At 45.9% G+C, this 13,140-nt stretch carries 8 protein-coding genes; 6 read left to right on the top strand and 2 right to left on the bottom strand.

Annotated features, from left to right (window positions below):
* Positions 1-98: 98 nt before the first annotated feature.
* Complete coding sequence (locus tag NYE24_RS16965; RefSeq protein WP_342479155.1) at positions 99-884, bottom strand: alpha/beta hydrolase family protein; 786 nt, start codon at positions 882-884, stop codon at positions 99-101.
* A 217-nt stretch (positions 885-1,101) separates the two neighbouring features.
* Between NYE24_RS16965 and NYE24_RS16960 the strand changes: the two genes are divergently transcribed.
* From NYE24_RS16960 to NYE24_RS16950, 3 genes are read left to right on the top strand one after another with little or no spacing between them, the layout of a single operon-like run.
* Complete coding sequence (locus NYE24_RS16960; protein WP_342479154.1) at positions 1,102-1,680, top strand: prepilin-type N-terminal cleavage/methylation domain-containing protein; 579 nt, start codon at positions 1,102-1,104, stop codon at positions 1,678-1,680.
* Positions 1,664-2,212: a prepilin-type N-terminal cleavage/methylation domain-containing protein gene (locus tag NYE24_RS16955; RefSeq protein WP_076159579.1), complete on the top strand. Its 549-nt coding sequence runs from the start codon at positions 1,664-1,666 to the stop codon at positions 2,210-2,212. Before NYE24_RS16960 ends, NYE24_RS16955 begins: the two co-directional genes overlap by 17 nt.
* A 13-nt stretch (positions 2,213-2,225) precedes the next feature.
* Entirely contained in the window at positions 2,226-4,022 is a 1,797-nt protein-coding gene (locus tag NYE24_RS16950; RefSeq protein WP_342479153.1) for a hypothetical protein, read from the top strand.
* Between the two features lie 87 nt (positions 4,023-4,109).
* Here NYE24_RS16950 and NYE24_RS16945 read toward each other — a convergent pair whose 3' ends face one another.
* On the bottom strand, positions 4,110-8,795 hold the full coding sequence (locus tag NYE24_RS16945) for a DUF5057 domain-containing protein (protein WP_342479152.1): 4,686 nt from the start codon (positions 8,793-8,795) through the stop codon (positions 4,110-4,112).
* A gap of 358 nt (positions 8,796-9,153) precedes the next feature.
* Between NYE24_RS16945 and NYE24_RS16940 the strand changes: the two genes are divergently transcribed.
* Genes NYE24_RS16940 through NYE24_RS16930 form a run of 3 tightly spaced genes read left to right on the top strand, consistent with a single transcriptional unit; the run spans position 9,154 to position 13,116 of the window.
* Positions 9,154-10,818, top strand: coding sequence for an ATPase, T2SS/T4P/T4SS family (locus NYE24_RS16940; RefSeq protein ID WP_076159588.1), 1,665 nt, complete (start codon positions 9,154-9,156; stop codon positions 10,816-10,818).
* A gap of 43 nt (positions 10,819-10,861) precedes the next feature.
* Positions 10,862-11,911 carry a type IV pilus twitching motility protein PilT gene (locus NYE24_RS16935; RefSeq protein ID WP_076159591.1) on the top strand — a complete coding sequence of 350 codons (1,050 nt, stop codon included), beginning with the start codon at positions 10,862-10,864 and terminating at the stop codon, positions 11,909-11,911.
* Positions 11,911-13,116 carry a type II secretion system F family protein gene (locus NYE24_RS16930; protein WP_342479151.1) on the top strand — a complete coding sequence of 402 codons (1,206 nt, stop codon included), beginning with the start codon at positions 11,911-11,913 and terminating at the stop codon, positions 13,114-13,116. The genes NYE24_RS16935 and NYE24_RS16930 overlap by 1 nt, the downstream gene beginning before the upstream one ends.
* Positions 13,117-13,140: the final 24 nt, after the last annotated feature.

Below are 13,140 nucleotides of genomic sequence, written 5' to 3'. Positions count from 1 at the left end.
AATAATAAAAAAGGGGCGCTGGATGAATTATCCAGATCCCTTTTTTTGATAATATAATGCCTTGGGTTCATTCGATACCGTTCACATTGTCACAATCTCTACTTGCTTAGCGGCAGCCACTTCAGCACATCACGGATCTTGGCATCCCAGTATCCCCACTCATGCGCGCCGGGTCCCTCTTCATAGGTCAGAGACAGCTTGGTTTTGGAGCAGGCCTTACGGAAGACCTGATTGTCCTCATAGAGGAAATCCCCGGTTCCACAGCACTGATAGAGCAACGGCTTCGGCCCTTTGGAGCGGTTCACTTCTTCCAGCAGCCACAGTAGATCTTCCGGAGTTCCTGCAATGTCCTTGTCTCCAAAAATCTGCAAATAATCCTTGGTCTTTTGCGATGGATCTTCAAAGTCCAAGAAATTATGTGCCATATCAAGCGCTCCCGACAGACTTGCAGCGGCGGCCCAGTCCTTCGGCTTGCGCAGTCCCAGCTTCATCGCCCCGTATCCGCCCATCGACAATCCCGCCACGAAGTTATCCTCGCGCTTGGCCGACAAAGGGAAGAAGGAACGGGCCAGCGCCGGCAACTCCTCACTGATGAATGTCCAGTACTTGCCGCCCGCCTCCATATCCGTGTAGAAGCTGCGGTGGACCTGCGGCATAACAACAGCGATGCCCAGCTCCGCTACATAACGCTCAATCGAGGTCCGGCGCAGCCAGATCGAATCATCGTCAGACAGGCCGTGCAGCAGGTACAGGGTGGGGTGTAGGGTCCCTTTGGAGACATTGCTCATTCCGATCTGCGTAGTGGTCTGCTGCGGCAGAATAACAGTCATCGAAGTACTGAGCCCCAGCACCTCCGAATAAAATTTACATTCAATCAAAGCCATTTACGTATCCCCTTTCTGCCCACATGATAGCACAGCCCCTACCTGATATAAACTGTAGATTTCTCCAGATTAATTGTCCGCAAGCATTGCTGCTGCCGGAGGAGAAAGAATATAATGGAAGTAGGTAGAAAGATTCATAGAAACACGCAAGGATACAGGACTGAAGACATGGATAAACCCATAATTGAATTTCAATAGAGTATAGGGAGCGAACACAATGTCCTGGAAAGACCCATGGAACCGCAGCCGCGAGCGGGGCAAGGAAGCGGGCTTCACCTTAATCGAGGTGCTGGCCGCCATCGTCATTTTGTCGATAGTGTCCCTGGTGCTGACCTCCTATTTTACCAATGCCATGACCTATTCCAAGTCTAACCAGAACAAGACGATCATGGTCAATCTGGCGCGGAACGCTTTGTTTTATATGGAGAAGCAGGATTTTGAAGCGATGAGCAAATATTTCAATGTAAATGATACAAGCCCCAACGCTGCACACCCTAGTATTGAAGCAAAGCAGTGTACAAATACTTCTTGCATGTACAACAATGATGATTTCATTAATTCGACGGTGCTGCCTGAAGTGCTGAATCCGGTAATTAATAATATTCTCTATCAGGTGAACATAACATACCAGGCAGATTTGCATCGGGACATGCTGGCAGGGGGAGACATCCGCAAACAGGAAATAGCTCCTTATCTGATCCCTGTACAGGTAGAGGTCACCGGCCCGGGCGGCCCGAATGCGAATACAGCCAGCACGGTAGTGGAGGGTTATATTACTGATGAGAAAATACGTTGAATGCCTAAAATCACAGCAGGGGTTCACACTGATTGAGCTGATCGCCGCCATAACTATATTTTCAATGGTTGTGGGCATTATCTCCATGGTGACTATGTTTGGATTCCGCAGCTATCATAAGATAACTATTGAGAATTCACTTAGAGATGAAGCAGACATCATTATGTCTTCGATTATAAATGAGTTATACATATTTGCTCCTGAGCAGGTAGAGAGAACAATTGATAATGACGGGATTTTGCTAAAAAAGAAAAAAAGCGATACCGACTCTACGCTTGAAGTGATTAAGATTGCTTTCACACAGGGGAAATTGGTCATTGGTGCTGAAACAGATGTGCCTTCTAATGACTCCCGGACAACAGTGAAATCAGACCTGACAGGTTCACTCATTTCTTCGGCGACACCTGACGGAAGATTTTGCACCGATACATCTCCTTGTGATAGCGGACTGATTGAAATTACGCTCGAATTGGCTCAGAAGTATGATGGCAGGGATTACACCATGGAAATGAAAAGTAAATTTGGATTTTAGGAGGATACTGCCCATGCCTGAAGCTGGACCATCACTGCATCATGAGAGCGCTGGGAAATGGAAGGGATTCGCCGGACGCATCCGGGAAGAACGTGGATCAGCACTGGTGCTAGTGATGTTTATTGTGCTGCTTCTAACGATTTTGGGGCTAACTGTACTTACGGCAGCTGTTGGAGGCGCGCAGCGAACAGAGATGCGTAAGAATGATGTCCAGAGCCTGCATCTGGCGGAGAAGACACTGGACGAGGCAGTGGCCTACATTACATCTAGTTTGAATAAAAGAGTAGCGGCGAGTGTAGATATGAGCCAAGCAGAGGTGGATGCTGCAATTAAGGGCTTCTTGAGTAACCTCAAGAGTATGAATAACCCGGAAGACACTGGCAATCCTAGTGCACTATTTGCCAGCACCGACCTTCATCAGTCCGACGGCGGGAAGGCAATCGGTACCATAGTAGATATTACTGATCCTATCACCACTGAGCAGGGGCAGTCTGTTAGCTACACCGTGACCCTCACAGCTCAAGCGGAGGTCAATGGAGTGGTGCGCAAATTAAAACAAAATGTGGTAGTTGATACCTATCCTGATTTTCTAAAGTATACACTGGGCTCAGAGAACAATCTGATAATCAATGGATCGCCTTATATTAAAGGAAACATCTATGCAGGGAATAGGCTGGAAATCAGCGATACTGCTAATTACACATATTCGGACCCAGGCTCATTTGTATCCAGACCCTTCGAGTTAGACGGTGAGGCGCATGTACAATCCCTTAACAAGCTTGCTTATAAGGCACATGACAGAATGGGAGAATTGACGGGGAATGAGGTTACAGAAGCAGGTATTATTTCAGCAGATAAAGTAAAAATCAAAAGCCACCGCGGCTTTGTAGAAGTAAATGTTAAATCCTCTTTCATTGATAAGGTTCAGGAGGCTGTAGGCACCGGGGCCAGTAGACAATCTATTCTGGATAACATGAATAATCACAGTTTAGCTGCATATCTTACTAGCAATTACGAAACTATGTTTGATCATACTGTTCTTCCTCCTAAACCAGATCCGGCAGATACCTCAGAGGAAGGGAAACAGGCCATGGAGGAATATGCTGAGGCAGTTAATATTCTTACTAATCCTAAGAAATCACTAGTTTATGCAGGTGATTTAACAATAGATGGAACGGAACTGACAGGTATCAACTACACGCAAAAGACAAGCGAAGCTTATCCTGATGCCAAGCACTACTGGTACATTATTGACGGTAATTTAACTGTTGATAACTATGGTGGTCCAATTCCTATTGACATCCGTGCCAATATTTTGGTTACGGGTAAAGTTCAGATCAGAGGGAAGGTACGGTTTGACTCCACAATTTTTGCTCTGAAAGAATCAAATGCTCCCATCGGCGGAGAAGATTTCACTACAGTTGTAGAAGATGCCTTTATTGAAGGATTAAATGGGAAAGAATTGGTCTTGATGTCCCAGGGGCAGATTTTAATTAACCGGCTCGCAGCTTTTGATAATACAGAACCGGCTCCACTGGCTGCGTTCTTTTATACCGATTCTGATGCCCAGTTGTACGGGGTAGGGTCTATCTTTTCTCTTATAGGCGGTTTTTTTGCCAAGGGGGATTTAACGATTAATGCAGTTCGCGGCACAGCATTCCGAGGAGACTCGGACATTAACATACAAGGCAATAATAGCTTAATCCGATTCAAGGCTATCTACAACGATCAGATATTTGCGGATCAACAGGCGGGACTTCCCCGCGTCAAAGCTGTGAATATTCGGGTAGGAGATTTGAGGTTAGAATAATTTAATATGCCTAGGACTAGGAAGTTAAAGAAAACGGATGTCATCTCCCAAAAGGAGAGATATCCGTTTTCTCTTGAAGTTATTTATTTAATAACGGTCTTCATTGATGACATTGACCAAAGCGGTCACTTGGATCTGGGGGTTTTCTATAGAAGTTGCTGTAATTCGTGAGGAGCCCTTAATCAAGCCAGTTATTACTCCCTCCTGGGTGATCCCTACCACAGCAAGATTACTACTGCTCCACATTAGCTTAATCTTGGGCTTCATGGAGGCAGGTTCTACATCAAGATCATTAATAAACAAATTACGCTCGGTGCCTACTCTGATGCTTATAGGATCTGTCAAGCGTAGACCTTCCAGACGGGTCCCTACAGTTACCTTGTAAATAGCTTCAACGGGCTTATCAGCAGGCGCTTCCTTCAAGGCGGCTTTCAAAATCACAGGCTTGTCTTGTTCCGTAATTTTCACGCCTGCCAGCTCTATAGTACTGGTATCTGGTAGATCAACAATTGTTGCATAGTTACGGCCGTCACCCTCTAGGGTCCAAATATATTTGGCTGGGTCTGCTTCCAACGGATCAAGCACAACAACTTTTAAAGTGATTTTATCGTTAACTTTGACTGTGTTTGGCCCAGTTATGCCAATTTTCTGAACTGGATTGGTAAAGGTGACCGTCACCTCCTCTGGAGGTGTACCTTCTTTGAATGCTTTGGTCTTAGCGATGGCGATCAGAGTCACTTTACCGGACCTCTGCGCCAGAAGTGACGCATGATCCCTTACAGGGAAGGCTGAGTCAACGGTAAGAATTACCCCTGCGGTGTTGCTACCCTCTTTAATGGCCCACTCATATTGTTCGACAATATCGTCTATTGTATCGTAACTGGCCAAGTAGTCTGTTAGAGTACCTACGTAGGAAGAAGCCGGGCCGCTGATATTCAATTTTGGTGCTTTGACGGTAACATCAGCACTAGCTGTGAAGGTTTGACCCGCTGTATCAACAGCCGTAAGTCTTATTGTGGCTACCCCAGGTGCAACTCCCCACACTACACCTGTATCAGAGATGGTAGCAATCCCGGGATTCAGAGACTCCCATTTGAGTGCTGGAGTGTTTGCATCATTAGGCATGATTTTTTTCAGCAAGTCCATGTTCAGGTCGGTGTTAATCCGAATTGTTGCCCCCTCTAGTGATAAGCCAGTCATCTTGACGTACGCGGTAAAGCTTAATTCCGCAAAGTTTAGAGTGGTTCTCTCCAGAACCGGAGCCGGTGTCTGGCTTGGCGTTGGAGTAACGGTTGGTGTTGGAGCTACAGTCGGTGTAGTCGTTGCAACTGGTGTCGGTGTAGCTGTTGTTACTGGTGGCAATGTACCATTAAATACTCCTAGATTAAGAGTCCCCCCGTTATTAGTGCGTAGCTCCTTTGCAATAAGAGTGCCATAAATATCACCATTATCAAATTGAACATTGGCTAATGGAGAGAGAATCGTAGCCTTTACAGCCACGCCACTTATTTTAATGATTTCCGCTTCAGGGAAATTCAAAATAATTTTACTATTTTGGATATTAGTCAAATCAAATCCGCCTGATATGGCAATAGATTTACCATGAACATTGATTATAACTGTTGAAGTCTGCGGTGCACTTATTTTTATATTATTTAAATTTATAGTCGTTTTAGTATCGTTGTTAGAGTTGACAGTAAATACATTTAAATCAGAGAGCGTTCCTATGAAATTAAGATTAGCACTTTCAGTGCCCGTTCTAGATGCAAGCAAATTTGATTGTGACTTCAAGTATTCACCTGTTTCTGTGAAGTTTATAATTTTACCGGGTGCTACACTTAGAGCTGTATTGTTTGGGCTAACTAGATAAGTTCCACCATAGATAACACTACCATTAATGGTAGCTCCATTATTTGTATTGAAATTAAAGTTTCCATCAACTATTAGTACGTTGGTTCCTGTACCACCCTTCCCGGTTAATGTATAACTTTGGAACTCAGCATTCCCACCCGCTGCAATACGTCCCTCTGTTCTTGCACTATTAATATAAACGTTTCCTAGCAAGAAGGCGTTAAACTCACTACTAATGTTATTTATCGTTTGATAAATTTTTGTGGAATTAGTTACTCCTGGAGTCACAGTAGTGGTAGGCGCTGCTGTGAATGCACTTGAAGTTGCTGTAGCACTTGCAGCGGCGATAGGGCTAGTAGTAGTGCTAGTAGTTGCAGTAGCTGGCTCCAACGCATGCGGTTCCCTAAAACTCAAATTTGAATTATCAAGAATATATTGTGTCTTTTCAGTAGCAATTGCCTTAATCTTGAAGCTGATCCCCTCAGCCACATCAGGCACATAGGTCAATCCATCCTGCGACAGGTGATAGGTGAAGTTGCCTAGCTCTTTGGTAAGAGTGATACCGGAATTTTCACTACCACTTTGGGTGAATGCTCCTGTGGCCAAATCACTGAACTTAAGGCTTGGCGGGAAAACCTCAGAATATTTGACATCGGAGATCACCGGCTCTTTGGAGTCAAGATCTAAGCTAAGTGCTGGAATAGGTTTTGGAATGACTTTATACGTGATTGTAAACGTTTCTCCCCGCTCCACCTTATCCTTGGATAACGACCTGCTAATAGACAAATTCGCTTGTACCTTTTCCACTTTGACGGTAATGATCTTGGAATCTAGCGCACCCTGCTTGTCTCTGGCCGTAATTTCAATCTGCAGTACTCCGTTTTCATGCAAGGGATTATTAAAGGTATGGGTGACAGTCTCACCGGATAGAATCGTCTTCTTGTTCATAGCGTCAACCTGTACATAGTTACCTGTCTGCTTGTCGCCAACCCATTTCCTGATGGTAATATCGGTGCTCAGTTCCTTATCCTTGAGATCCAGGTCGGTAGCTGAATAGCTTACCGTTAACTTGTCATGATAAGAAGGCTTGGTACTCATATCCTGCGGTGTATACACAGTGATCTTTGGAGCATGGTTGGCACCGATGAATGCACGGTACATGGTGTTGACGAATAACATCTGCTCCCAGTCCGGGAAGCCTGTGCTAGTGTGTCCCGTTCCCGAGAAGGTGATATTGCCGACAGAATAGGTATAAAAGTGATTATAGCTATCATCCGTATCCCGCTCTGAACCTGAGATGTTGTACCACGGGATGACATCCGCCCGTTCCAGGTTCAGTGGGAAGAACTGGTCATGTGTCGTAGCGACGGTGTACCGGCTGGAGTTGCTCTCACTGTTGTCTAGGTTGAACGGGTATTGCGTCATTAGCCCCTGGTTGACGGGCACTACCTTAGTGGACGGGTAAATCGCATTGCCGCCCAGATAAGTCCGTGGCAGAGCTTGTCCAACCATGTCATGGAAATAGTAGCTCCAGTAATTCAGATTATTGGCGCTCTCTTTGTAAGGCGCATCCTTTTCACGGAAAATGGTATCGTGCGTCAGCATCAGACTCTGCTTTGTTTCCTCAGCGAAGGCCTTGACTGCCCGGGCAGCCGCTTCGGATAGCATCGGTGTCGTGGCCCTGTCATACATGTCCAGGAAGCCAAATACCACCATGTCAAAGTTCCCGTTAAGTCCTGAGGTTCTATCATCAGCGCTGGTATGCTCGGCAATGTAGTTATTGAACCAGGTCATGTCATGAGGTGTAATGGTTAGTTCGTAGTAATCAGGATTTTTCAGATAAGCTGCTTTCATGTTTTTGGTATTGAGCAAGTTACTATCGTTCTTGCCGGCAGGCATAATCTGCAGCACCTTAATCTCACGCTTAACGCCTCTGTAGAGAATATTGCCGGTGTCGAAATCCTTCAGTCCACTTAATGTACTTACTTCCATTCTCCAATACAGAGGCCCGGAGAAGGTGGAAGGTAAAGTGTAGCTTAAGGTATCGGTACTTGAGGTTACTTCTTTGGTGGCAACCGCAGTCTCCTCTGTCATCACCAGGGAGGAATCCACATTTATATAAAGCTTGATACGTACAGTATTAGTTCTTAAGTCAGGGATATTGTTAAGTTTAATAGGGAATTCAAGTACATCTCCGGCTTGATATAGGGTAGAGCCTTTGCTGTAACTGTCCGGCATATGAGTAATGGTTAGTCTCGGCCGCTGTTTAAGTGCCGACATTTGCGGCCAGCTTTTGTTCTTAACCCCTGTTGTAAAAGTATCGAGTTCATTCTTGTTCTTCAGAAAAACTACATTGGGGCGGGTAGAAGTGCGGTAAGGGTTGAACGTTTCGTACAGAACACCTTCAGTACCTTTTGCTTTTTGTTCAATGAAGGTCTCTTCACGAAGGATAACATTCAAGCCTTTATTAATATAATAATCGGTGATCTCTTTGGCTTTAAGGCGTGTAATATCGTTCTCTACATTGATAGTCTTATGTGCCGACTTGCGTTCGTCTTGGGTAGAAGTGCCGTTGCTGTTTACAAGATTTTTACTAAAAGCTCCCTTGCCGATGTAGATAGCATCATATTTGCCGTCCCAATTATCACGCAGAGATACGAAGCGCTTCATAGTCATTGTATCGATCTCGATGCCTTCTACCCCTTGAAGACTATCGAGTTCACTTAAGGGGTACTTGTCATTGGCATCCAGTTGTAAGCTTGCAGTACTGGTGGGATCTGTGATCTCCAGAATACGGATCGTGTATGTATTATCAACTGCATTAACGGATAGAACAAAAAAATGAATGCTTAAAGCGATTAGCAGCGCAACGAATATCCCCCCTGAGAAATAAAACCATGTTCTCCGCCGGAATGATTTCATTCAGCATCTCCCCCGATAAGAAGTGAAATAATTGGTTGGTTGATTTATCGAAACTTTCGCTAAAATTGTCTAACTACTGGAAATCCTAATTGTAAAAAAAACAGTTATGTGCTATATATCATTCTAGGACAATTTACCTCCATAGGCAATAATAACATATGCAAAAGATACCTTAAATTTAAGTAATTAGAACTATAAAATCTATGAAATATCAGAAAATCATTTATGTAACACGCAAAGTCCCGTGCAAGATATGTTTCGATTTTTTCGGAAAAATGGAAATTCACTTTCCACTTCTGCTAAATGCTATGAGGTTCTACTATTGACGAATATAAGTGAGGGCTGGGGATGAGCTACTATGCCAATCATAAAAAAAAGACTTGGAGATTTGTTGGTAGACAACAGCATTATCTCGCAGGAACAGCTGACTGAAGCACTGGCGGAACAACGCAAAACCAAACGGAAGCTTGGTGATCTGCTGATCTCGCAGGGTTACATTACAGAACAACAATTAATCGAAGTATTGGAATTCCAGCTCGGTATACCACATGTTAGTTTGTTCAAATATCAGATTGATCCGGCTATCACACAGATTATCCCGGAGAGCATGGCCAAACGCTATCAAGTGCTTCCCTTCATGAAGGAAGGCGGCAAGCTGATGGTTGCTATGGCTGATCCGCTGGACTATTTTGCTATTGAAGATTTGCGGATGAGTACAGGATTCAGGATTGAACCTGCGATCTCTACCCGGGATGAGCTGCAGCGGGCGATTGCCCGTCATTATGGTATGCGTGATTCTATGAGCCAAATGATGGTAGAGTTGCCCACTCAGGAAGAGATTGAAGAGACCGAGATTACGGATGAGGATTCACCAATAGTCCGGCTGGTCAATCAGATGATTCAGCAGGCAGTAGCCTTGCGCGCATCTGATATTCATGTAGATCCGGGAGAGAACAACCTCTCCATCCGATACCGGATCGATGGAACACTGCGGACAGAACGTGTAATTCCCAAACAGATGCAGGGCTTTATCACCGCGAGATTGAAGATTATGGCGAAGCTTAACATAGCAGAGCGCAGGCTTCCACAGGATGGACGCATCAAGATGCAATTTGATTACAAAATGGTTGATATCCGTGTATCGTCCCTGCCGACTATGCATGGTGAGAAAATCGTGCTCCGGCTGCTGGATCTCAGCACTGGCGTCAAATCCGTAGACAGTCTTGGCTTCAGTGAGTCGAATGCTGCTGTATTTAGAGAGATGATTGCCAGACCGTACGGGATTTTGTTGATTACAGGCCCAACGGGAAGCGGGAAAACAACGACCTTATACTCTGCTTTGAACCAATTAAACGTGGAGAGTACGAACATTATAACCGTCGAGGACCCGGTAGAGTACCAGCTTGAAGGGGTCAACCAAGTGCATGTGAATGCTGCGGTCGGTCTCACCTTTGCGGCAGGATTACGATCGATTCTCCGGCAGGACCCCAATATCGTGATGGTCGGGGAAATACGTGACACTGAAACAGCAGAAATAGCTGTCAGAGCATCGTTAACAGGGCATCTTGTTCTATCAACACTACACACCAATGATGCCATCAGTACTATTTCGCGACTCAGGGATATGGGAGTTGAGCCTTATTTGATTGCCTCCTCCCTAATAGGAGTGGTTGCCCAGCGGCTTGTGCGTAAAATCTGCACGGACTGCAAAGAAAAGTACAAGCCATCAGAGCAGGAAGCGATCGTGCTGCGGAAATACGGCCTGCCTGCAGACTACCTGCACCGTGGACGGGGCTGCGGGAGTTGCAGCACCACAGGATACCGTGGGCGAATTGCCATTCATGAGGTCCTGACGATAGACGACCACATGCGGCAGTTAATTACCGACCTGGCATCTGTTGATGAATTGAAGGCTGCTGCCCGGCAACACGGACTTGTACAACTAATGGAGGATGGCTTTCTTAAGGTTACACAGGGAACTACAACACTCCAAGAGGTCTTGAGGGAGACTGTATCGCAATAAACAAGAATTGATGGTTCTAATCATGCGTTGAGGAGGATAGCCAATGTCTACTTTCACGAGGAACATCATACAACTGCTCCATATGGCCTATACCTCCAAAGCTTCGGATTTGCATATCTCCGTAGGGTCTGCACCTGTAATCAGAATTGATGGAGTCCTGCACCCTGTTGAAGGAGAACGGGTCACGGCTGCGGAATCACAGGCAATGGCAGAGGTGCTTATGGGGGAAGGCAATAGCGGTATTTTTAATACGGCTGGAGAAATTGACTTCTCTTATCCGCTAGATAACGGAGTACGTTACAGGGTCAATGTGTACCGCCAGCGGAGTGGGGTAAGCATTGCAGCCCGTTCTATTCCTGCGGAGATCTTGTCACTACAGCAACTATCCATGCCGCTCATTCTGGAGAGCTTGGCCAAGAAGCCGCAAGGTCTGATCCTGGTGACAGGCCCTACGGGCAGCGGCAAGTCCTCCACACTGGCAGCAATGATTCATTCTATCAACCAATCTGAGAGCAAGCATATCGTAACGCTGGAGGATCCAATTGAGTTTTTGCACAGCCATGGCAAGTGCTTAGTAGATCAACGTGAAGTCGGGAGTGACACCCACAGCTTCGCCAGCGGTCTGCGGGCCGCATTGCGGCAGGATCCAGATGTTATCCTGGTCGGTGAAATGCGTGATCTGGAGACGATCTCGGCAGCCGTTACTGCGGCTGAGACAGGGCACCTAGTCCTGGCAACTCTACATACAACGGATGCACCACAAACGATAGACCGGATTATCGATGCTTTTCCAGGCCATCAGCAGAATCAGATTCGTTCGCAGCTGGCTTCAGTGATGTTAGCCGTAGTCAGCCAGCGTCTATTCCCAAGAGCCACAGGCCGGGGGCGGGTATGTGCAACGGAGATTCTGGTGAATACACCGGCTGTTGCTAATTTGATTAGAACGGAGAAGACACACCAACTGAAGAATGTCATGCAGACAAGCCGGTCACTGGGTATGCATACACTGGAGATGAGCATTCGTGAACACCTTGCAGGTGGTCTTATAACTTCTACGGCGGCCAAAGCCTATATGAGCGAGGTGAACGGCTAATGGCATTATTTGAGTACCAGGTTAAGACACCGGCAGGCAGACCACTCAAAGGTAAGCTTACCGCTACGGATAAACCAGCTGCCATGGACGAGCTTCGTAAGCGTGGTCTTACCGTATTCTCACTGGTCGAACGCAAAACCTCCCTTTTGCAGATGGATATATACATAGGAAATCCTGTTAAGACTATTCACTTTATTATTTACTGCCGCCAATTCGCTACGCTAATGAGGGCTGGAGTATCCATCGTAGATGCTACACGGATTCTAGCCGAACAGACGGATAGTAAACCGCTGCGTAAAGCTCTTCAGGAGGTCGGTTCCAGTCTGCTTCGGGGAATTCCATTCTCCCAGGCCGTACAGGAACACAAACGGATTTTTCCGCCATTGTTTGTCAGCATGATCCGTGCCGGAGAAGAATCCGGGAATATGGAGGGAACACTGGAGCGGTTAGCGGTCTTTTTTGAGAAACAGCATACAACGACCGAAAAGATAAAATCCGCTCTGACTTACCCGATTACAGTCGGAGTAATGGCTGTAGGAGCTGTTATTTATCTGCTATGGGCAATTGTTCCACAGTTTGTCACTATGTTTGAATCAATGAATGCAGAGCTTCCTGCTATCACTAAGATGGTCCTGGCTCTCAGCAAGAGTATTCAAGGTCAGTGGTATTACTGGATATTAGGAGTACTACTCCTTGTAGTTGCTTATCAGATAACCAAACGTACCGAGAAAGGTGCATATGCAATCGATTATGCGAAGCTGAAAGTGCCTGTTTTCGGTAAGCTCAATCAGAAAGGTTCTATTGCACAGTTTACCCGTACCTTCTCATCGCTCTATGCCAGCTCAGTACCTATTCTTCAGTCCCTGGCAATTGTAGAGGAAGTAGCGGGGAATAAGGTGGTTGGGCGTTATATACGCAGTGCGGGTGACTCGCTAAGGCAAGGAAAACCACTCTCTGAGCCGCTTAAGAAGGCATGGGTGTTTCCTCCACTGGTGACTCAGATGATAGCAATCGGTGAAGAAACGGGGGCCCTGGATACAATGTTATCGAAGGTCGCCGACTTCTATGAGATGGATGTGGAGAATACAGTGGACCGCTTGAAATCACTACTGGAGCCACTTCTGATAGCCTTCCTGGCAGGAATAGTTGGGGTAATTGTAGCAGCTATTATGCTTCCTATGTTCAGCCTGTACGGTAATATGTGAACCTTGCGGTTCCTTGAACATATG

This window comes from Paenibacillus sp. FSL H7-0350, assembly GCF_038593195.1.
GTDB lineage: Bacteria > Bacillota > Bacilli > Paenibacillales > Paenibacillaceae > Paenibacillus_AQ.
Note: the sequence above shows the minus strand (reverse complement) of the source record. Positions and strands in the feature narration are given on the sequence as shown.

Excerpts from the sequence above, each read along its gene's own strand:
- NYE24_RS16965 (WP_342479155.1), bottom strand. The coding sequence starts at position 884 with ATGGCTTTGATTGAATGTAAATTTTATTCGGAGGTGCTGGGGCTCAGT.
- NYE24_RS16960 (WP_342479154.1), top strand. The coding sequence starts at position 1,102 with ATGTCCTGGAAAGACCCATGGAACCGCAGCCGCGAGCGGGGCAAGGAA.
- NYE24_RS16955 (WP_076159579.1), top strand. The coding sequence starts at position 1,664 with ATGAGAAAATACGTTGAATGCCTAAAATCACAGCAGGGGTTCACACTG.
- NYE24_RS16950 (WP_342479153.1), top strand. The coding sequence starts at position 2,226 with ATGCCTGAAGCTGGACCATCACTGCATCATGAGAGCGCTGGGAAATGG.
- NYE24_RS16945 (WP_342479152.1), bottom strand. The coding sequence starts at position 8,795 with ATGAAATCATTCCGGCGGAGAACATGGTTTTATTTCTCAGGGGGGATA.
- NYE24_RS16940 (WP_076159588.1), top strand. The coding sequence starts at position 9,154 with ATGCCAATCATAAAAAAAAGACTTGGAGATTTGTTGGTAGACAACAGC.
- NYE24_RS16935 (WP_076159591.1), top strand. The coding sequence starts at position 10,862 with ATGTCTACTTTCACGAGGAACATCATACAACTGCTCCATATGGCCTAT.
- NYE24_RS16930 (WP_342479151.1), top strand. The coding sequence starts at position 11,911 with ATGGCATTATTTGAGTACCAGGTTAAGACACCGGCAGGCAGACCACTC.